Below are 19578 nucleotides of genomic sequence, written 5' to 3'. Positions count from 1 at the left end.
CCGGAATCACCCGGGGCCTTTTGACGTATCGGCGGGCCTTACTGGCGGGCCAGATCGCGCAGCACGTAATGCAGCACGCCGCCGTTTTCGACGTATTCGATCTCGATCGCCGTATCGATCCGGCATTTCAGCTGGATCGTCTTGGTGGTGCCGTCGGCATAGGTGATGTGGCACGGCAGGTTCGACAGCGGCTTCAGATCGCCGGCCAGCCCTTCGATGCTGACCGTCTCCTCACCCGTCAGGCCGAGGGATTTGCGCGTGTCGCCGTTCGTGAACTCGAACGGGACGACGCCCATGCCGACGAGGTTGGACCGGTGGATCCGCTCGAACGATTCGGCGATGACCGCCTTCACGCCCAGAAGCGCCGTGCCCTTGGCTGCCCAATCGCGCGACGAACCCGCGCCGTATTCCATACCGCCGAAGATCACCAGCGGCGTGCCCGCCTCCTGATAGGCCATGGCGGCATCGAAGATCGACATTTGCTCACCATCCGGGCCTTTGGAGTAGCCGCCCTCGACCCCGTCCAGCATCTCGTTCTTGATGCGGATGTTGGCGAAGGTGCCGCGCATCATGATCTCGTGGTTGCCGCGGCGCGAGCCGTAGGAGTTGAAGTCCTTCTGCGGGACCTGACGTTCGGACAGGTATTTCCCGGCGGGGGTCGTCGGCTTGAACGAGCCGGCGGGGCTGATGTGGTCCGTCGTGATCATGTCGCCCAGGATCGCCAGAACCTTGGCGCCCTTGATGTCCGAGATCACGCCCGGCTCTTTCGCCATCCCTTGGAAATAGGGCGGGTTCTGGATGTAGGTGCTGCTCGGCGGCCAGTCATAGGTCTGCGAGTCGGTCGTCTCCACGCCCTGCCATTTTTCGTCGCCCTTGAACACGTCGGCGTATTTCTTCTGGAACGCCTCACGCGTGACAGTCTTGTGGACCAGATCCGCGATTTCTTCGTTCGTGGGCCAGATGTCCTTCAGGAACACGTCGTTGCCGTTCTGATCCTGACCCAGCGGCTGGGTGGTCAGGTCGATGTTCATGTCGCCCGCGATGGCATAGGCCACGACCAGCGGCGGCGAGGCGAGGTAGTTCGCGCGCACGTCCGGGCTGATCCGGCCTTCGAAGTTGCGGTTGCCCGACAGGACGGCGGTCGCGACCAGATCGTTGTCGTTGATCGCCTTGGAAATCGCGGCGTCGCCCAGCGGGCCGGAGTTGCCGATGCAGGTCGTGCAGCCGAAGCCCACGAGGTTGAACCCGACGTAATCGAGATCTTCCTGAAGGTTCGCAGCCTCCAGATATTCCTGAACCACTTGGCTTCCCGGTGCCAGCGAGGTCTTGACCCACGGTTTGCGCGTCAGGCCGAGCGCGCGCGCCTTGCGGGCCACCAGACCGGCGCCGATCATGACGTAGGGGTTGGAGGTGTTGGTGCAGGAGGTGATGGCCGCGATCACGACCGAACCGTCGTTGATCGTGTAATCCTTGCCTTCCACCGGCACCGATTTCACCAGATCAAGGACGTCGCCCTCGGTCTTGCGGTAATCGGCCAGCACCTTCTGGAACCCGGTGACCGAATCCGTCAGGGGCGTGTAGTCCTGCGGACGCTTGGGGCCGGAGATGGCGGGAACGATCTCGCCCATGTCGAGGGCAAGCGTGTCGGTATAGACGGGATCGTAATCCACCCCGCGCCAGAAGCCGTTTTCCTTGGCATAGGCTTCGACCAGCGCGATGCGGTCCTTGTCGCGGCCGGTCTGTTCCAGATAGCGCAGGGTCTCCGCGTCGATCGGGAAGAAGCCGCAGGTCGCGCCGTATTCCGGGGCCATGTTGGCGATCGTCGCACGATCGGCCAGCGGCAGGTGATCCAGACCCTCGCCGTAGAATTCGACGAACTTGCCGACCACGCCCTTCTTGCGCAGCATCTGCACGACCTTCAGCACAAGGTCGGTCGCCGTCGTGCCTTCCATCATCTTGCCGGTCAGCTTGAAGCCGACGACTTCGGGGATCAGCATCGACACGGGCTGGCCCAGCATCGCGGCCTCGGCCTCGATCCCGCCGACGCCCCAGCCCAGAACGGCCAGGCCGTTGACCATGGTCGTGTGGCTGTCGGTGCCGACCAGCGTGTCGGGATAGGCCACTTCCTCGCCGTTCTGATCCTGATCGGTCCAGACGGTCTGTGCCAGATATTCAAGGTTCACCTGGTGGCAGATGCCGGTGCCGGGCGGCACCACGCGGAAGTTGTTGAACGCCTTCTGACCCCATTTCAGGAAGGTATACCGCTCCATGTTGCGCTCGTATTCCAGATCGACGTTCATCTGGAAGGCGCGGGGGTTGCCGAATTCGTCGATCATGACCGAGTGGTCGATGACCAGATCGACGGGGTTCAGCGGGTTGATCTTCTGCGCATCACCGCCAAGACCGAGGATGCCGTCGCGCATCGCCGCAAGGTCCACGACCGCGGGAACGCCGGTAAAATCCTGCATCAGCACGCGGGCGGGGCGATAGGATATCTCGCGCGGGTTCTTCCCGCCGGATTTGCCCCAGTCGGAAAACGCCTTGATGTCATCGACGGTGACGGTCTTGCCGTCCTCGAACCGCAGCATGTTTTCCAGCACCACCTTCAGGGCGGCGGGCAGCTTGTCGAAATCGCCAAGGCCGGCGGCCTGCGCGGCGGGGATCGAATAATAGGCGATGCTTTTCCCGTTGACGCTAAGGGTCTTGCGGGTCTTCTGGCTGTCGTGGCCGACGGTGACGGTCATGGCGGGCCTCCTGGCACTGGCTCGGTTCAATGGCTTGGCTTGCGTTGTGATGCCAGCCGTGGGCATTCGGCGCAAGTCTCGGCTTGTTCTGTATACGAATGTATGCCGACATTCCAGAGGGAAAAGCCCATATCGCCAAACTCGCAATTCCTTGATTGGCAGGGGGGGCGGATCACGTCTAGAACCTCATGGGACCATTGGGGGAGACGACATGCACACGATCCTTGGCGCCGCATGCGGGTTCGTCCTTGCCATGGGCAGCGCGGCCATCGCCCAGCCGGTGGTGATCGAACTCTATACCTCGCAGGGGTGTTCGGCCTGTCCGCCCGCGGATGAGGAGATGGCCCGTCTGGCCGATGACCCACGGGTCATCGCCTTGGCGCTGCATGTCGATTACTGGGATTACATCGGCTGGAAGGATGCCTTCGGGCAAGCCGCGTTCACCGACCGCCAGAAGGCCTATGCCCGCATGACGGGCGACCGGACCCTTTACACGCCGCAGTTCATCGTGAACGGACGCGACCGGATCCAGGGAACGCAGCCCCGCGATCTTGAATCGATGATCCTGCACCACGCGGCGACCCCTGCGGCCGTGACCCTGACGGCCGACCGCGTGGGCGATCAGATGCACATCCGCGCCGAGGCCGTGGGCGCCTTGCGCGGGCCATTGAAGGTAACCGTTGTCCGTTACCGCCCCGAAATCCGCATGGAGATCGACAAGGGCGAGAATGCGGGCATGTCCATCGATTACCACAACATCGTCACGTCGTGGAATGTGGTGCAGGACTGGGCGGGCACCGCCCCGTTGGACGCGACCCTTCCGGTCACGGGGGAGGAGCCCGCGGTGGTGATCCTTCAGGAGGCGGGACCGGGCGCGATCCTGTCCGCCGCGCGGCTGGACTGACCTAGTCCCGCGCCTTCCAGCGGCGGTGAATCCAGAACCACTGGTCCAGATGCGTGCGCACCAGGTCTTCCAGCGAATCGTTCAGCGCCTGCGTCATGGTGCGGGTGTCGGTATGGGGGATCGGGCCCTCGAAGATGATCTTGAAGTCCAGACCGTTCTCTTGCCGGATGGCATAGGCGGGGATCAGGACGGCATTGTATTTCATCGCCAGTTCCGCGGCCGAAAGCGACGTCATCGCCGGGCGGTCGAAGAAGGTCAGCCGTTCCCCGTCATAGATGTGCAGGTCGATTAGCATTCCCAGCTTGCCGCCGCCGCGCAGGAACTTCAGCATTCCGCCCAGACCCTGCCGCCCGCGCGGAAAGGCCGGTTCGCCCAGCTGTTCCATCGCGCGAACGTAATGATCGTTGAAATAACGGTTGTTCATCTGGCGATAGAGAACGCCGACGGTGTATCCGCGCGCGGTCATCGCGGCACGGCTGGCCTCGTAATTGCCGAAATGGGCGGTCACGAAGATCACGGGGCGCTGCGCGGCATGGGCGGCTTCCACCGCCGCCAGCCCGTCGCCGACGACGGGGCTGCGCCCGGCGCGCTCCAAGAATTCCCTGCCGGAGTAGTTCTCGATCACGCTGCGGCCGACATTGTCGGGAACGCGGCGGACCAGACGTTCCACCTCCGCCTTGGGCAGGTCGGGCATGACCTTGGCTAGGTTTTCACGGATCCGCTTGTCATAGCCCGCGATCGGCGCGATGACGCGTGACATGACCCAGCCGCACAACGGCACACGCCACGCATAGGGCAGGCAAAGCAGCCCGCCGATCAACCCGCGCAGGGCCGCGTTCTCCATCCAGTCGCGGGTGCGGCTGCGATTGTGTTTGCCCATCATCTCGTCCGTTCTGTGCGCGGGCAGACATAAAAGCCGCCCGCCACAATCACAAGAGCCGGGGGATCAGCGCGCGACCGACCGGGCGATATCCTGCGCCAGACGGGCGACGGCCTGCGATTGCGCGGCGGCGATGTCGGCGGGTTCGGTGCCGGCCATGGGAACCGCGATGGCGAAATTGCGCGACGACGCGCCCAGATTGACGCCTTCTGCCCGGACATAGAACACGCCGTTCAGCCGGAACACCCGGTCGGAGCCGGCAAGGATTCGCTCGATGCGGACGTCCACCTCGCCATCCGGCAGGCCGGCCAGCGGCCAGGGCTCGGGGGCGACTGTGGCGCTCAGGCTGTCGTTCAACTGCCGCGCCAAAGCCAGCGTCACGGCGCGGGGCTGCACATCGGCCCAGCGGACGCGGTTCAGGACGCTGACCGCGCCGTTCGCATCCTGGCGCGCCATGGCGTCGTCGGCGGCGTAATCGGGCATCGACACCTCGCGCACCATGATGGAGCGGGCGGCGGTGGTGACGCGGGTGGCCGAGGCGCCGGTCTGCATCTCCCACGCCGGGGGGGTGCCGCAGGCGGCAAGGGCCAGAAGAAGGGGCAGGGCGAAAAGGTGTCTCATCATTGGCTCCTTAACGTCCGAGGATGATCGAGTTGGGATTGCGCTGGATCGTGCGTGCCAGCGAGTTGATGGTGTTCGCCGCCTCTTGCAGGCTGCGCAGCGCGGTCACCAGCTCCACGTTAAAGCGGGAATCGCTGCCGTAGCCGGACACGGTGGTTCCGGCCTGATCCAGCAGGTTGGCCGCGCGGGCCGCAAGATTCGGCAGGTTCTGGACTGCCGCGCTCACATTCTCGGCGGCGGTGCGGGCGGCGGCGATGGCGTCGTTCGCGTTGCCGATGGCCCCGCCTTCGCGCACTTCGCCCAACACTCGCGCCACTTCGGCCAGCGCGTCGGACACGGTGCCCGGAACGCGCTGCATGTCGGGATTGGCAAGGATGTTGTCCATGCTCTGGATCAGGCTGTCGGTGGAATTCGCCAACTCCTCGATCGGGAGGGTGTTGGCCCGCGCCGCCAGATCCCGCACCTGCCGCGCAATTTCGGGGAAGTCGGAGGAGGCGTCGTTCACCCCCACCATCGCCGAATTGGCCATGCCAAGCGCGGAAATCAGGTTCGACACCGCCTGACCCTGCTCCAGATCGGTCGCGATCTGACGCAGCGTGTCGGTCGCAGCGCGGACGTTGGCCAGCGTCGCCCCCACATCCTCGCCCGAGATCAGGGCCCGCGCCTCGGCCAGCAGGTCGGTCACGGCGGTGGGCACGCCGCGGGTTTCCGGGTCGCCCGCCAGCGACTGGATGCTGTTGAGCGCGCCGATGGCCGACTGCATCAACTCCTCCACCGGCAGGCCGCCGATACGGTTGATGACCCCTTGCGCCGTCGTCTGGAACTCGGTGATGGCGGCTTCGCCCGTGGGCATCAGGGGGAAGGGCCGATAATCGAGGTCCAACTCGGCGGGGGGGGCGTCCTCCTCCTCCACCAGTTCCACCATCAACGATCCGGTCAGCAGCGATGCCGTGGCCAACCGCGCGCGCAGATTGCGCTCTCGCACCAGATCGGCGAGGAAGTCGCGGGCGTCGTCCTCGGTCGCGTCGTCGGGCAGGCCAAGCGCGCCGACCCCGATCGACAGGTTCGCCAGCATTCGGACGTTCGGCCCGTCCTCCCCATCCTGGGCAATCGCGCCAAGGTCGGTGACATTGCCGACGGTCACGCCGTTGAAGCGCACCTCGGCCCCCTCGCTCAATCCCGCGACCGATCCGTCGAACAGGATGGACACGAAGGTGGACGCCTCCGCCGCCGATGTGAAGACCGATCCCCGCGCGTCGGATTCGTTGCGATAGACGAAGAATTCCTGACCCGGTTCCACCATCGTGCCGCCGGATACGACGGTGTCGAAGTTGATCCCCCCTTCGATCAGCGCGGCCAGCGACCGCACATCCAGATCGATGCCGCTGGCGCCCAGGCGAATGTCGAAGCCCGACGCGTCCCAGAACCGCGTGTCGGTGGTCAGGATCTTGTCATAGGGCGCAAGGATCAGGGCTTCGAGAAGCACCGAATTGCCATCCTCGTCCAGGTGCGGGGTGCCGACGGTCCCGACTTCGATCCCCTTGTGGATCACGGGCGCCCCGGCGGATATCTGGTTGCCGTCGCGCAGGCGCAGCGTGATCGTCGTGCCCTGTTGCGATTGCAGGGGCGGCACCTCCAGCCCGGTGAACGTCCGCTCCTCCCCCGAGGGGACGTTGTCCCACTGGCCCGCGATATAGGCGCCGGACAGCACCGTGCTCAGCCCGCTGATGCCGCGCACCGACACTTCGGGGCGCACGACCCAGAACTGGGCGTCGGTGTCGATGTATTCGGCAATGTCGTCGGCCACGCGGGCCGCCACGATCACCCGGTCCAGATCGGGCGCGAAGGTGACGGATTCCACCGCGCCGATGTTCACATCGCGATACCGCAGGGCGGTCTGCCCCGCCTCGATCCCGCTGGCGTTCTGAAAGCTGATGCGGATCAGCGTGCCCCGGCTGGTATAGCTGTTGACGGCCACCGCGATGGCCACGATCAGCGCGACCAGCGGCACCAGCCAGACGATCGACACCCGTTGCCAGATGTGACGACGGGGCGGTTTCACCGCAAGCTCGGGCGGCTGCCGGTCTGTCGGAGGGGTATCGGTCACGGATCAGTCATCCCAAATGGTGCGCGGGTCGAAGGCAAGGGCGGCCTGCATGGTGAAGGCCACGGACAGGGCGAAGCTGAGCGCGGCGATGCCCGGATTGACCGTCGCCACCACACTGAATTGCACGAGAGAGGCGGTGATGGCCACAACGAAAACGTCGATCATCGACCAGCGCCCGATGAACTCCACCACCGCGAACAGGCGGTGCTGCGCGTGTTCGGACATGAAGCGCCGCCGGTTCAACGACGCGGCCAGAAAGGCGATGGCCAGGAACTTGCCCACCGGAATGATGATCGACGCAATGAAGACGACCAGCGCGACCATATAGGAGCCGTGCCCCCACAACTGGACCACGCCGCCAAGGATCGTCGCCTCGCTGCTCGATCCAAGGGTGCTGGTCAGCAGCATGGGATAGATGTTCGCGGGCAGATAGGCGACAAGCCCCGCCGCCCACCAGGCCCAGACCTTCTGGACGCTGTGCACCCGCCGGCTGGACAGGGGGGCCCCGCAGCGCGCGCATTCGGTGGTGCGGGCATCGAAGACCCGGCCGCAGCGGGTGCAGCCCACCAGCCCCTGATCCCGCGCGGTGGGGATGTTGATCATGCCTTTCCCTCGGGGGCGGGGTCGAGGGCGGACCAGACCTGTTCGCGGTCCAGAAAGCTGTCCTGCCACAAGGTCACGATCACCAGCGCGCCGAAGGTCCAGAAGGCCACGCCCGGCGCGACCGAGGCCATGCCCGCGATCTTCACCAGCGCCACGGCGACGCCGATCACGAAGATCTCGGCCATCGACCAGGGGCGCAGCGCCTCGGACAGGCGAAAGGCGTGGGCCGCGTGACGTGCGGGCGGGCGGTGCGAGGCCAGCGGCGCGAGGGTATAGATGATCAGGGCCAGCCGAAGGGCCGGGATCACGATGATGAAGGCCGCCACCGCGATGGACAGGGGCACCATCATCCCGTTTGAAAAGGCCATCGCCGCATCCCAAATGGACGCATCCGAATGCAGGCCCGCCGCCGTCAGATCCAGAAATGGCGTGAAGAGGGCGATCATCAGAAGAACCAGGGACGCCAAGGCCAGTGCAATGATGCGGGGAAAGGCGTGCGACCGGGGTGACATCAGCGTGGCACCACAGCGGGGGCAGGCCCCGCGTTCGCGCGATTTCAAAGGCGGCAGATGATACAGCGCATCGCAATGCGGGCAGGCCCGCAGCTGACGAAGCGGAACCCCCGCCATAGACTGATCGCGCACCTGATCCATGACGCGTATTTTATCCGCGCGCGGCGGTTCGTCAACGAAGTGCGACCGAAAACTTCGTGAGGGGTCGGGAATGGTTTACAATAACACTCGGATATGGTGAGACGGGGCATCGGCGCTGGCCGCCCTTCGACATGAGGTGTTCCATGAAACGTTCTGCCCTTGGCGTGATCGCCGCCTTTTCCATGACCGCCGCCGCGCCCCTTTGGGCTGCGCCCGTCACCATCGCGCACCAGCAGGGGGAGGTGACCTTGCCCAAGGCGCCGCAATCCGTGGTCGTTCTGGATTGGGCCAATGTCGACACGCTGGATGCCCTTGGCGTTCCGATTGCCGGGGTGCCGGGGTCAAACGTGCCGGACTATCTGTCGAAGTTCGCGGGCGACGATTATGCCAAGCTGGGCAGCCTGCAGGAGCCGGATGTCGAGGGGATCGCGGCGCTGAACCCCGATCTGGTGATCGTGGCCGCCCGGTCCCGCCGATCGCAGCCGCAGTTGAACGGGATCGTGCCGACGGTGGACATGTCCATCGACAATGCAGATTTCATCGCAAGTGTGAAAGCGAACATCCTGGAATACGGAGAGATTTTCGGGCGAGGGGACCGCGCGCGGGAGATGGTGGCCGACCTTGATGCCAAGGTGGAGCGGCTGCGCGCCGCGGCGCAGGGCAAGGGCACGGCGATGACCCTGGTGACCAGCGGCAACAAGCTGGGCGTCTATGGCGCGGAATCCCGCACAAGCTGGCTGCAGCGCGAGGTGGGTTTTCCCACCGTGACCAACGCCGTGGACGACCGCTCGGACCGGGGCGATGCCGCGAGTTTCGAGTTCATCCTGGAGGCCAATCCCGACTGGTTGTTCGTGGTGGACCGCGACGCTGGCGTTGGGCAGGAAAGTGGTGAGGCGGCGCGCGCCCTTCTGGACAACGAGCTTGTGCGCCAGACCTCCGCCTGGACGAAGGATCAGGTCGTCTATCTGGACCCGCAGCGGGCCTATGTCGTCATGAACGGCTATCAGGCGCTGAGCGATCTGCTGGATCAGGTCCATGATGCCGTAAGCGACAAGGGCTGACGCGTGCGTCTTGTCCTTGCCATTGCCGTGACCGCCCTGCTGGCGGTCATCAGCCTGTTCGTGGGGGTGACCGAGATCACGCCGGCGGACCTTCTGGCGGGCCGGATCGACGACCGGCAATGGCAGGTGCTGATGGCGGCGCGGGTGCCGCGCACGTTGGCGCTGATCCTTGCGGGATGTGCGACGGCGGTGGCGGGGCTGGTCATGCAGATCATCGTTCGCAACCGGTTTGTGGAACCGTCCACCGCCGGCACGGTCGAGGCGGCGGGGCTGGGGCTGCTGGTCGTGACCTTGTTCGCGCCGGGGATGCCGCTGATGGGCAAGATGCTGGTCGCGGCCGCCTTCGCGCTGGCGGGGACCGCGCTTTTCTTGCGCATCCTGCGGATGGTGCCGTTGCGCGATGTGCTGATGGTTCCGCTGATCGGCATCATGCTGGGCGGGGTGATCGGGGCGGGGACGACCTTCTTCGCCTATCGTTTCGATCTTCTTCCCTCGCTGGGCGCGTGGTCGATGGGGGATTTCTCGGGCATCCTTCGGGGTCGGTATGAGTTGTTGTGGATCGGCGGCGCGCTGACGCTGGCCGCCTATGCCGCCGCAGACCGGCTGACCGTCGCGGGGATGGGAAAGGATTTCACCACGAATCTTGGTTTGGGCTATCGCCCGACGATGGCGCTGGCGCTGGTGATCGTGGCGCTGGTCAGCGCGGTGGTGTTGGTATCGGTGGGCATGATCCCGTTTCTGGGTCTGATCGTGCCCAACATCGTCAGCCTGATCGTGGGCGACAACATGCGCCGGGCGGTGCCTTGGGTCGCGGTTTCGGGGGCGGGGTTCGTTCTGGCCTGCGACATCGTCGGTCGCACCATCCGCGCCCCGTATGAGATCCCGATCTCCACCACGCTGGGCGTTGTCGGCAGCGTGATCTTCCTGTTCCTTCTGCTGAGGACGCGTCATCATGCACCGGCCTGACGCCCGCGCCCGGATCGTGCTGGCGGTGCTGGCGGTCCTTGCCGCGGCCGCGATCGTCGCGTTCATGACGCTGGGGGTGCGCGGCAACTGGGGCTTCGTTCTGGGCTTTCGCGGAACCAAGGTTCTGGGCCTGATCTTGGTGGCGTGGTCCATCGCGCTGTCCACGGTGCTGTTCCAGACGGTGACGGGCAACCGCATCCTGACCCCGTCGATCATGGGGTTCGACGCGCTGTTCATCCTGATCCGCACGGGGGTCACGTTCTTTTTCGGGTTCGGCGCCTTGGCACTGATGTCACCCAAGGTGCAGTTCGGCGCGGAAGTCCTTGTGATGACGGGATTTGCCGTGTTTCTGTTCCAGTGGCTGTTTCTCCGCGCGCAGCGAAGCCTGCATTTGATGGTGCTGGTGGGGATCGTGTTCGGCGTCTTGTTCCGCAACCTTGCGGGCTTCATGCAGCGGCTGATGGATCCTGTGCAGTTCCAGACGTTGCAGGATATGTTCTTTGCCAGTTTCAGCCGGATCGATCCCACATTGCTTGGGGTGTCCACGGTCATCGTCGGCGCGGCCAGCCTTGTCACGTGGCGGATCGCCCATTCCTTCGACGTGCTGATGCTGGGGCGGGAGCAGGCGATCAGCCTCGGCGTGCCCTATCGCCGCCGGGTGGCGACGATCCTGGCCATCGTCGCGGTGCTGGTCTCGGTCGCGACCGCGCTGGTGGGGCCGGTCACGTTTTTCGGCCTGCTGGTCGTCAGTCTGGCCCATGTCCTGTGCGGATCGGGGCGGCACCGGCATGTCCTTCCGGCGGCGGTTCTTTTGGGGATCATCTGCCTTGTCGGTGGGCAGACCCTTCTGGAACGTGTGTTTGCCTTCGACACCGCGCTGTCCATCATCATCGAGTTCCTTGGCGGGCTCGTCTTCATTCTTCTTCTTGTGCGCGGGGCGGCCCGATGATTGAAATCCAGAACGCTGTCAAACGCTTCGGAGCGGTTCTTTGCGTGGATGACGTCACGCTGACCATTCCCGCGCGCGGGGTCACGTCGATCATCGGGCCGAACGGCGCGGGCAAGTCCACGCTGCTGGCGATGATCGCGCGGCTGATCGACCGCAGCGGCGGGCGGGTGGCGGTGGACGGGCTGGACATCGACACCACCCCGTCGGATCAGTTGGCAAAGCGGCTGTCGATCCTGCGGCAGGACAACCACATCTCCTCGCGCCTGACGGTGCGCGATCTGGTGGGCTTCGGCCGCTATCCCTATTCCCGCGGGCGGCTGACGGCTTCGGATCGGGACAAGGTGGCGGAGGCGATCGCCTATCTGCACCTGACCGATCTGGCCGACCGCTTCCTGGACGAGCTGTCGGGCGGGCAGCGGCAGCGGGCCTTCATCGCGATGGTGCTGTGCCAGGACACGGATTACGTCCTGCTGGACGAGCCGCTAAACAATCTGGACATGAAGCACGCGCGCAACATGATGCAGATGATCCGGCGGGCGGCGGACGATCTGGACAAGACCATCGTTCTGGTCCTGCACGACATCAACTTCGCCGGGTGGTATTCCGACCATATCGTCGCGATGAAAGAGGGGCGGTTGTGCCATTCCGGCCCGTGCGAGGCGATCATGCGGTCCGAGATCCTGTCGGATGTCTATGACATGGACATCACCGTGCAGGAGGTGAACGGCAAGCGGATCAGCCTGTTCTATGCGTGAAGGGCGCCCGTCGGGGCGCCCCACCTTGCGTCAGAAATTCGCGGTCAGGCCAAGCCACAGGCGCCGCCCCTCGACCACGGTGTTGAAGTCGGTTTCACGAATGTCCTTGTCGAACAGGTTGTAGATCGCGGCGCGGAAACTCGCCGTGTCGTTGATCTGGTATCCGCCGCCAAGATCCACGGTGGTATAGGCGTCATATTTCCGCCCCTCCACCCCGTTGATCGTGATGGGGCTGCCGTTCGAACCGATCCGCAGGCCCGACGCGATTTCGGACCCGTGGTAATTGGCGCTGACCCAGGCATCCAGTCCCGTGACCGGCGTTTGCCAATCGGCGCGCAGGCTGGCCATATGTTCCGGTGTGCGGGCTAGCGGGAAGCCACGGAAATCGCCCGTGCGCTGTTCCGAGTTGGTGTAGGTGTAGGAGCCGCGCAGACGCACCCTGTCCGTCACCTCGACCCCGGCTGTCAGCTCGACCCCCTTGATGACAGCCTCGTCCACGTTGAAATTGCGGAAGATGTCATAGAAATAGGCGTTGCCGTCCGCGCCCGTGTATCGCGGGCCATCGGTCCACGTCTCGGCCGTGCGGATCTGTTGCAGCTTGTCCTTGAACTCGGTTCGGAACACCGTGGCGCCAAGGTTGTAGCCACGCCCCTCATAGATCGCGCCGAGTTCCACATTCACAGTCTTTTCCGGGTCGAGGTCCGGATTGCCCAGGATCACCCCACAGGACGGCGGTGTGTTCCGTGCGCAGCCGCCACCGCCGGTCGTCAGGGCGTAATCGGGCGTGATGGTGCGGATGTCGGGCGCCTTGAAGCCGGTGGAAATGCCGCCCTTCAGCGTCAGCGCCTCCGTTGCGTTCCACACGCCATAAAGGCGGGGGGTGACGTGGCTGCCATAAAGTTCGTGATGATTGTAACGCACCCCCATCGTCAGGGCGAAGTCGTTTCGGATCTGCCACTCATCCTCGACGAAGACGGCCCATTGATCCAGTTCGAACGTCTCGTCATAGCGTTGATCTTCGGGGATGGCGGCTTGCGCGCCAGGGTTCTGATCCTCGACCTTTGCGCGGAAATACTGCGCTCCGAAGGACAGGCGGTGTTCGCCCGCCAGCGTGAACGGCAGGCCGATCCTGGCGTCCAGAACCGAGTTCGTGACCTTGGGCGACCGCAACCCCTCGCGGAAGGTGGTCTCGCCCGGCACGCGTTCCTGCGACGTCCGTTCTCCCGTTTCCTGCGAGAAGGTCAGCAGCGTGTCGGTCAGGCCATAAGTGCCCTTGTGCGACAGCGACCAGTGATCGCGGTCGTGATCGCGATAGGACAGGTCGCCCAGTTCCTCGCTGCGGATCCGGGTGCGGCCGGCCTCCAGTTCGATTTCGTTCTGCGGATCGACCTGCCATGTCAGGCGGCCTGTCAGGTCGATGTCGTCCGAACCGTCCGGTCCATTCTCGATCGTGGACGCATTCTGATCGAATTTCCGTCCCCAGATCTGAAGGCCGAGACGGTCCTTCATCAACGGGCCGGACAGATAGATCGACTGCTGCTGGCTGTTCTTGAAACCGGACGCATCCTGCAGCGTCGTTTCTAGGGTGGCCGATCCGGTCCATACATCGGCCACGGGCTTGGTGATGATGTTGATCACGCCGCCCATGGCGTCAGAGCCGTAAAGCGAGGACATCGGGCCGCGCACCACCTCGATCCGGTCAATCGCTTGGATCGGGGGGATGAAGCTCTGCTCATACCCCGAACTGCCGTTGGTGCGCGCATCGCGTGTGCCTTGACGTTTGCCGTCCACCAGGATCAACGTGTATTGTCCGGGCAGGCCGCGGATGTAGATGTCCGCCTCGTTCGCGACGCCGGTGACGGTCACGCCCTGAACCTCGCGCAGGGCGTCGGAGAGGCTGGTGAAACTGCCCTTCTGCAACTCTTCCGATGTGACGACGGTGACGCTGGCTGGCGCGTTGGCGACGCTTTGTTCAAACCCCGATGCGGTGACGATGATCGGTGCCAGAGTGATGACGTCCTGCGCGTGCGCCATATGCGGTAGCGCCGTGGCAAGGCAAAGCGAGGCCGTTACGGAAAGGCAGCGCACCCCCGTGTTTTCAAATCTCATGACTGTCCCTAATCCTGAACTTTTCTGTCGGATATAAAAGACGACAGTTAGAGTCAACAAATTTGCGCGATAATGTTCACCAAATCGCGATTGGACATATGTTCGCGTATGTTCTTATTTTGTCGCCATGACCCTGAACGTTGATCTTGCCCCGCCCGGTGTCCGGCTGGCCCGTGGCATCGCCCGCCATTTACGTGGCCATGATTTCATGAGCGTGGCGGAGTTCGTTCCAAGCCCCGGACTGCGGGTCGATCTCATGTCCATCGGTCCGAAGGGCGAGGTGTGGATCGTCGAGTGCAAGTCCTGCCAAGCCGATTATGCGGCGGACCGGAAGTGGCAGAACTATCTGGAATGGTGCGACCGCTTTTTCTGGGGCGTGGATGCCGACTTTCCACAGGCGTTGCTGCCGCCGGACAGCGGTTTGATCCTGGCGGACCCCTATGATGCAGAGATCATGCGAATGGGGCCGGAAACCCGTCTGGCTCCGGCCCGGCGCAAGGCGTTGACGCTGGCGATCGCGCGAACGGCGGCGGCTCGCCTGCAAGCGGCCCGTGACCCGGGCGTTTCGCCGGGGGTTTAGCGGCGTTTCTTGGGTGTGTCAGGGGGCGCGGACATCGTGCGGGCGCGTTCGGCGGCGGCACGCAGTTCTTCCGCGATCTCCTCAGCCTCCTCGGGGTCGAAATCAAGCGGCATCTCGATTCCCTCCGCCTCGATATAGATGCGGACCATGCCAAGCGTGGTCGGGCCGATCTGAAGATTTGCGGCGACCGCGCTTTCCTTGTTGATGCTCATCTGCAAACTCCTGTTTTTTTTCGGCCTACGTCCACGGGGCGCAACTTGCAAGATATTGGTCGCGGCCCCACGGCCAAGTTCTGGGGGCAGGGCCGCGAAACCCGCTTGCATTCGGTTCATCACCTCGCTAAACGACCCCCAAGTGCCGGCTTAGCTCAGTTGGTTAGAGCACCAGATTGTGGATCTGGGGGTCCCCCGTTCGAGCCGGGGAGTCGGTACCATTTAAATCAAGCACTTATTTTGACAGAAGCAGCCAACCCCTTTGTGTGAATTGGTTCTTCGGCTGGCGGTCACGACGAAGGTGATCGTGGGGTGCCTACGCGGTGTGATGCGCAGTCCATAAGTTATCCTATTATCGCCGAAGCAAGCGTGAGCTTACGAAACACGGGCGGTGCGCTGTCGTGGCGAGAGAGGGCTCTGCGAGGGAACCGCGACAAGGTCGCAATATGGGTATATGGCGGAGGGAACGCGACTGCGGTCGAACCTTCTCTGAGCCGGGCCGAATAGGCAGAACCCACCAGAGGACTTGTAACTATCGGACTTGCATATCTTTTTTGCAGACGCCTTCGTTCCCCTGCGCCCATGTGGGCGCGCGCGAAAGGAGTCGAAGATGCGTGAAACTTGTATGAACCAGACAGAGCTGGCAGCACGTTGGAAGATCAGCCCGAGGACGCTGGAACGGTGGCGCTGGATTGGAGACGGGCCTCGGTTCCTAAAAATCGGCGGTCGTGTGATCTACAGGATTGAAGACGTGGAAGCGTTCGAGCGCGCCGCGCTGAATGCTGCCGGAGAGCAGTATCGAAAGGATTGAGCACCAAATGATTGCGTATTCTGATCTGCCTTCATAAGCCACCGTTATCGTTCAGTAATCGACGTCCCGATTCTGCATCGATCTTGAACTTGGCTTGGCGTGACCTGCCCCCCGTGGGTCCCTCATTCATAACGAGAGTCTGCCGGTTTGAGATTGGTAATCGGCGGGTAGTTTCTTGGCAAGCGCGCCGGGCGCGGAGCCATCAGGTAGCGCAAGCGTCCGGCGCGCTTCGAGCGGCGTCAGGTTGCCGAGCGAGGAATGTGGTCTGACGGCGTTGTAATCATAGCGCCAGAGGGCGATTTTGCGGCGCGCGTCGCCCAAGGTGTCGAACATCTCTTCATTCAACAGCTCGTCGCGCAGGCTGCCGTTGAAGCTTTCGATGAAGGCGTTCTGCTGTGGCTTGCCGGGATCGATGTAATGCCAGGCGACGTTGTTCTGGTCTGCCCACTTCAGGATGGCGCGACTGGTGAACTCGGTGCCGTTATCACTGACGATGCAGGCAGGCTTGCCATAGATCCGCACCAGCGCGTCCAGCTCGCGCGCCACCCTTGCGCCCGAGATGCTGGTGTCGGCGACCAGACACAGGTTCTCGCGGCAGCAATCGTCGATCACCGCCAGAATGCGGAACTTGCGCGAGGCCCCGAACGTGTCGGCGACGAAGTCCAGCGACCAGCGCTGGTTCGGCATCAAGGCCAAGGGCATCGGTGTGCGCGTGCCACGGGCTCGTTTGCGACCACGCCTGCGCCGGACCGACAGCCCTTCTTCGCGGTAAAGTCGATACAGCTTCTTCGGATTCATCAGCATGCCCCTGCGCTCCAGCATCAGGCCGATCCGCCGATAGCCGAACCGGCGGCGCACGGCCGCGATCTCCTGCATGGCCTTGCGGATCTCCGGATTGTCGGGCGGCCGCTCTCGCCGCACCGTCTTCGGATCGACACCGATCAGAACGCAGGCCCGGCGTTGCGAGATATCGTGATCCCGCATCGCCCTGAGCACCGCCTCCCGCCGCACCTTCGGTGTCGTCAGGGCTTTCCCAGCAGATCCTTGAGCACGATGTTGTCCAGCATCGCGTCCGCCAGAAGACGCTTCAGCTTGCCGTTCTCGTCTTCAAGGGTCTTCAGCCGCTGGGCATCGGATACGTCCATGCCGCCATACTTGGCCTTAAGCTTGTAGAACGTGGCCGGGCTGAGCCCATACCGACGACAGACCTCCGCCGTCGCCATCCCGGCTTCCTGTTCCTTGATCATTCCGATGATCTGCGCCTCGGTGAAGCGGCTTTTCCTCATATCGTCTGCTCCTGCGTGATGAAGCAGACTCTACATCAGAGCGAGGGATATTCCGGGGGGCAGGTCAAAGAGCATCTTACCAAGATCAAAAGCGACTTGTCGCAAGCCTTCCCGGTAAACGTCGGCGAAGCCGACAAAGACGCACAAGACCTTTTCGGAGGGCCATCTTCCAGCACCAAAAATCCGGGTTCCGATCTGGCTTTGGTCGCTGAGATCAAGAAGGATGAAAGCTCGATCCAAAAGGCGCGCGAGACGGTCTTGGAGACTATCCGTGCCCAAGACGATCAGAAAGAGGAACTGAAGCAGGCGGACTATCTTCTGAAGACCCTGAAGAAGGTCAACGCCACCGTGCAGAACATTGCAGCGCATGGGCTGCGAACGGAGAGCACGATCCAGGGCGTCGAATTGCAGATCAAGGGTATTCGCGACAACTTGGACGCTATCGAGGCCTGGGTCGCCAACAAGCGGGGTTGAGTTGCTCGTTTTCGATTACAGGGAAACTGACCGGCGTGCGGTTGTTTCATGGCACCCAGAGGACGAAGCTACGCCATGGTTGGGCATCGCTAGGGATATTTTGTTGTCCGGCTCGAAGGAGGCATTGCAGGAAGGCGGCAACGCCATCTCGCTTCCGTGGTGGTCTTTCCTTGGCCTGCGGCCAGCCATCTTTGACCTGATCAGGGGCTTTGGACTTGTTCGAGGCGTTGGCTATCAAGTGTCCGCAAGGGCGGGAGGCCATCTTCACCTCGCGCGAGCCCGGGACGAAGGCTATGCCCAGGCAGTCGCTTCCAGCCAGCTCAAACCGGAGGAGTTGAAGCAACGGCTTAAGTCGGCCGGTTTCGTCCGCAACCTGACAGACCAGCAGCTTCGTAATGTCTCTAAGCTGGCGCTTCTGCCTGCGGGAGCAACGTTTTCTGTCCCGGGAGCTGGGAAGACAACGGAAGCCCTGGCCACCTTTGCCGTGCGTGCCGAACCGGGTGACCGCCTACTTGTGATTGCGCCCAAGAACGCATTCGCAGCTTGGGATGAACAAATCGAAACCTGCCTTCCGTCCTTCGGCCATAAGTTTCTTCGGCTACGAAAGACCGACAAAATCCCACTCCAGCTGCTCGATGATCCGCGGCTTATGATCATCGGTTATCAGCAGCTGGCGCGCGTTAAAGAGGTCACTGCGAACCATCTTGTCGGCCGTCGGGTCCATGTTTTTCTGGACGAAAGCCACCGGATCAAGGGCCAGAATAACATTTCGACGGATGCTGTTCTGAGCTTCTCGCATTTGCCTGTCAGCAAGCTCGTTATGAGCGGCACACCCATGCCACAGTCGACGAGTGACCTGCTTCCCCAGTTTCGGTTCTTGTATCCCGAGGTTCAGGCGGATGAGGATTCTGTTGTTGGACTCATCAGTCCGGTTTACGTCCGGACCAATAAGAGCGAGCTGAACCTGCCTCCGGTTACCAGGGTCTTGAAGACGCTGCCGATGGATCCGCTCCAGCAGCGGCTTTACGAATTGATGAAAAGCGCCTTGGCTCGCGAAGCCGCGCAGGCGCTGACGATCAAAAGTAAGCAGGCATTCAGGGGCTTGGGGCGGTCTGTAACGCGCGTTCTGCAGTTTGTTTCCAACCCGGCCCTGCTGGCACATGAGATCGCTTTCGCTCATTCCAACGAATTGTCCATGGCGTTGGCAGAGGGCCGCGGCCCGAAAATGCGCTACGTCTTGCATAGAGCGCGAAGCTTGGCCCGCGAAGGGAAAAAGGTGCTGATCTGGTCAACATTCGTGGAGAACGTGGAGCATATTGCTAGCAGCCTTCAAGACTTAGGCGCGGTCTACATTCACGGTGGTGTTGATGCCGGGGATGAGAACGACGACGATACCCGGGAAGGCAAGATTCGGCTGTTCCATGACGACCCCAATGTCATGGTTATGGTCGCAAACCCAGCAGCGGCCGGAGAGGGCATCAGTCTACATACGATTTGTCACCACGCCATCTATTTGGACCGAAACTTTAACGCTGCCCAATACCTTCAGTCCGAAGATCGTATTCACCGGCTTGGTCTGCCACCGGACCAAGGTACGACTATCGAGATTGTGGAATGTGTTGGAAGCGTGGATGAGACTGTGCGCCAGAGACTGGAGTTCAAAGTCGGCCAAATGGCTGCAGCACTCAACGATTCCGGTCTGAGAATATCGCCTGTTCCCATCGTGCCGGACGAAATGGACGAGGGTTTTGGTGCCGGGGGCCTCAATGAGGGCGACATTCGCGCACTGCTCGCCGCTCTCGGAGGATAGTAGTGCAACCACTGTCACCCGGTATCGCCTTTGGCTGTATTGAACTTCTAGGG

At 63.0% G+C, this 19578-nt stretch carries 18 protein-coding genes and 1 tRNA gene; 10 read left to right on the top strand and 9 right to left on the bottom strand.

Annotated elements, in window-relative coordinates:
- Positions 1-38 precede the first annotated feature (38 nt).
- Entirely contained in the window at positions 39-2744 is a 2706-nt protein-coding gene (gene acnA / locus MU449_RS08135) for an aconitate hydratase AcnA (RefSeq protein ID WP_244737522.1), read from the bottom strand.
- 211 nt (positions 2745-2955) lie between these two features.
- Between acnA and MU449_RS08130 the strand changes: the two genes are divergently transcribed.
- Complete coding sequence (locus tag MU449_RS08130; RefSeq protein ID WP_244737521.1) at positions 2956-3648, top strand: DUF1223 domain-containing protein; 693 nt, start codon at positions 2956-2958, stop codon at positions 3646-3648.
- A 1-nt stretch (position 3649) separates the two neighbouring features.
- On the opposite strand, the gene MU449_RS08125 is transcribed toward MU449_RS08130, so the two are convergent.
- The 5 genes from MU449_RS08125 to MU449_RS08105 form a co-directional block, all read right to left on the bottom strand.
- The gene (locus MU449_RS08125) at positions 3650-4531 is read right to left on the bottom strand and encodes a lysophospholipid acyltransferase family protein (RefSeq protein ID WP_244737520.1); all 882 of its coding nucleotides are present in this window, start codon (positions 4529-4531) and stop codon (positions 3650-3652) included.
- A 63-nt stretch (positions 4532-4594) separates the two neighbouring features.
- A complete protein-coding gene (locus tag MU449_RS08120; RefSeq protein WP_244737519.1) occupies positions 4595-5152 on the bottom strand; it encodes a PqiC family protein in 558 nt (185 codons plus the stop codon).
- A gap of 7 nt (positions 5153-5159) precedes the next feature.
- The gene (locus MU449_RS08115; RefSeq protein ID WP_244737518.1) at positions 5160-7256 is read right to left on the bottom strand and encodes a PqiB family protein; all 2097 of its coding nucleotides are present in this window, start codon (positions 7254-7256) and stop codon (positions 5160-5162) included.
- A 3-nt stretch (positions 7257-7259) separates the two neighbouring features.
- Positions 7260-7859, bottom strand: a complete 600-nt coding sequence (locus MU449_RS08110; RefSeq protein WP_244737517.1) for a paraquat-inducible protein A — start codon at positions 7857-7859, stop codon at positions 7260-7262.
- Positions 7856-8512: a paraquat-inducible protein A gene (locus MU449_RS08105; protein WP_244737516.1), complete on the bottom strand. Its 657-nt coding sequence runs from the start codon at positions 8510-8512 to the stop codon at positions 7856-7858. Before MU449_RS08105 ends, MU449_RS08110 begins: the two co-directional genes overlap by 4 nt.
- A 143-nt stretch (positions 8513-8655) precedes the next feature.
- On the opposite strand from MU449_RS08105, the gene MU449_RS08100 reads away from it, so the two are divergent.
- Genes MU449_RS08100 through MU449_RS08085 form a run of 4 tightly spaced genes read left to right on the top strand, consistent with a single transcriptional unit; the run spans position 8656 to position 12243 of the window.
- A complete protein-coding gene (locus MU449_RS08100; protein ID WP_244737515.1) occupies positions 8656-9573 on the top strand; it encodes a siderophore ABC transporter substrate-binding protein in 918 nt (305 codons plus the stop codon).
- A gap of 3 nt (positions 9574-9576) precedes the next feature.
- Positions 9577-10539: an ABC transporter permease gene (locus MU449_RS08095; RefSeq protein ID WP_244737514.1), complete on the top strand. Its 963-nt coding sequence runs from the start codon at positions 9577-9579 to the stop codon at positions 10537-10539.
- A complete protein-coding gene (locus MU449_RS08090; protein ID WP_244737513.1) occupies positions 10526-11488 on the top strand; it encodes an iron chelate uptake ABC transporter family permease subunit in 963 nt (320 codons plus the stop codon). Before MU449_RS08095 ends, MU449_RS08090 begins: the two co-directional genes overlap by 14 nt.
- Positions 11485-12243, top strand: a complete 759-nt coding sequence (locus MU449_RS08085; protein ID WP_244737512.1) for an iron ABC transporter ATP-binding protein — start codon at positions 11485-11487, stop codon at positions 12241-12243. The genes MU449_RS08090 and MU449_RS08085 overlap by 4 nt, the downstream gene beginning before the upstream one ends.
- Positions 12244-12273: 30 nt before the next feature.
- On the opposite strand, the gene MU449_RS08080 is transcribed toward MU449_RS08085, so the two are convergent.
- On the bottom strand, positions 12274-14352 hold the full coding sequence (locus MU449_RS08080; protein ID WP_244737511.1) for a TonB-dependent receptor domain-containing protein: 2079 nt from the start codon (positions 14350-14352) through the stop codon (positions 12274-12276).
- Positions 14353-14479: 127 nt separating this feature from the next.
- On the opposite strand from MU449_RS08080, the gene MU449_RS08075 reads away from it, so the two are divergent.
- Positions 14480-14932: an MmcB family DNA repair protein gene (locus MU449_RS08075; protein ID WP_244737510.1), complete on the top strand. Its 453-nt coding sequence runs from the start codon at positions 14480-14482 to the stop codon at positions 14930-14932.
- On the opposite strand, the gene MU449_RS08070 is transcribed toward MU449_RS08075, so the two are convergent.
- A complete protein-coding gene (locus tag MU449_RS08070) occupies positions 14929-15144 on the bottom strand; it encodes a DUF6324 family protein (protein WP_244737509.1) in 216 nt (71 codons plus the stop codon). The genes MU449_RS08075 and MU449_RS08070 overlap by 4 nt on opposite strands.
- Before the next feature lie 144 nt (positions 15145-15288).
- On the opposite strand from MU449_RS08070, the gene MU449_RS08065 reads away from it, so the two are divergent.
- Both MU449_RS08065 and MU449_RS08060 read left to right on the top strand, forming a co-directional pair.
- Positions 15289-15365: transfer RNA gene (locus tag MU449_RS08065), tRNA-His, on the top strand.
- A 389-nt stretch (positions 15366-15754) separates the two neighbouring features.
- Complete coding sequence (locus MU449_RS08060; RefSeq protein WP_244737508.1) at positions 15755-15955, top strand: helix-turn-helix transcriptional regulator; 201 nt, start codon at positions 15755-15757, stop codon at positions 15953-15955.
- A gap of 126 nt (positions 15956-16081) precedes the next feature.
- Here the strand turns inward: MU449_RS08060 and MU449_RS08055 are convergent.
- Positions 16082-17241 (bottom strand): IS3 family transposase gene (locus MU449_RS08055; protein ID WP_244737507.1). Its coding sequence is split into 2 segments (ribosomal slippage): positions 16082-16983 and positions 16983-17241, totalling 1161 coding nucleotides; the frame shifts between segments, so codons are not numbered across the junction.
- Positions 17242-17256: 15 nt separating this feature from the next.
- On the opposite strand from MU449_RS08055, the gene MU449_RS08050 reads away from it, so the two are divergent.
- Positions 17257-17715 (top strand): hypothetical protein, encoded by a 459-nt coding sequence (locus MU449_RS08050; protein ID WP_244737506.1) that lies wholly within the window; start codon positions 17257-17259, stop codon positions 17713-17715.
- A 103-nt stretch (positions 17716-17818) separates the two neighbouring features.
- Positions 17819-19525 (top strand): DEAD/DEAH box helicase, encoded by a 1707-nt coding sequence (locus MU449_RS08045; RefSeq protein ID WP_244737505.1) that lies wholly within the window; start codon positions 17819-17821, stop codon positions 19523-19525.
- The last annotated feature ends 53 nt before the right edge of the window (positions 19526-19578 follow it).

Origin of the sequence: Falsirhodobacter halotolerans (genome assembly GCF_022899245.1) — a bacterium.
In the GTDB taxonomy this organism is placed as follows: Bacteria; Pseudomonadota; Alphaproteobacteria; order Rhodobacterales; family Rhodobacteraceae; genus Falsirhodobacter; species Falsirhodobacter halotolerans.
Note: the sequence above shows the minus strand (reverse complement) of the source record. Positions and strands in the feature narration are given on the sequence as shown.

What these genes read in the sequence shown, in the direction of transcription:
- acnA (WP_244737522.1), bottom strand. Translation starts at nt 2,744, where the DNA reads ATGACCGTCACCGTCGGCCACGACAGCCAGAAGACCCGCAAGACCCTT.
- MU449_RS08130 (WP_244737521.1), top strand. Translation starts at nt 2,956, where the DNA reads ATGCACACGATCCTTGGCGCCGCATGCGGGTTCGTCCTTGCCATGGGC.
- MU449_RS08125 (WP_244737520.1), bottom strand. Translation starts at nt 4,531, where the DNA reads ATGATGGGCAAACACAATCGCAGCCGCACCCGCGACTGGATGGAGAAC.
- MU449_RS08120 (WP_244737519.1), bottom strand. Translation starts at nt 5,152, where the DNA reads ATGATGAGACACCTTTTCGCCCTGCCCCTTCTTCTGGCCCTTGCCGCC.
- MU449_RS08110 (WP_244737517.1), bottom strand. Translation starts at nt 7,859, where the DNA reads ATGATCAACATCCCCACCGCGCGGGATCAGGGGCTGGTGGGCTGCACC.
- MU449_RS08105 (WP_244737516.1), bottom strand. Translation starts at nt 8,512, where the DNA reads ATGGATCAGGTGCGCGATCAGTCTATGGCGGGGGTTCCGCTTCGTCAG.
- MU449_RS08100 (WP_244737515.1), top strand. Translation starts at nt 8,656, where the DNA reads ATGAAACGTTCTGCCCTTGGCGTGATCGCCGCCTTTTCCATGACCGCC.
- MU449_RS08090 (WP_244737513.1), top strand. Translation starts at nt 10,526, where the DNA reads ATGCACCGGCCTGACGCCCGCGCCCGGATCGTGCTGGCGGTGCTGGCG.
- MU449_RS08085 (WP_244737512.1), top strand. Translation starts at nt 11,485, where the DNA reads ATGATTGAAATCCAGAACGCTGTCAAACGCTTCGGAGCGGTTCTTTGC.
- MU449_RS08080 (WP_244737511.1), bottom strand. Translation starts at nt 14,352, where the DNA reads ATGAGATTTGAAAACACGGGGGTGCGCTGCCTTTCCGTAACGGCCTCG.
- MU449_RS08075 (WP_244737510.1), top strand. Translation starts at nt 14,480, where the DNA reads ATGACCCTGAACGTTGATCTTGCCCCGCCCGGTGTCCGGCTGGCCCGT.
- MU449_RS08070 (WP_244737509.1), bottom strand. Translation starts at nt 15,144, where the DNA reads ATGAGCATCAACAAGGAAAGCGCGGTCGCCGCAAATCTTCAGATCGGC.
- MU449_RS08060 (WP_244737508.1), top strand. Translation starts at nt 15,755, where the DNA reads ATGCGTGAAACTTGTATGAACCAGACAGAGCTGGCAGCACGTTGGAAG.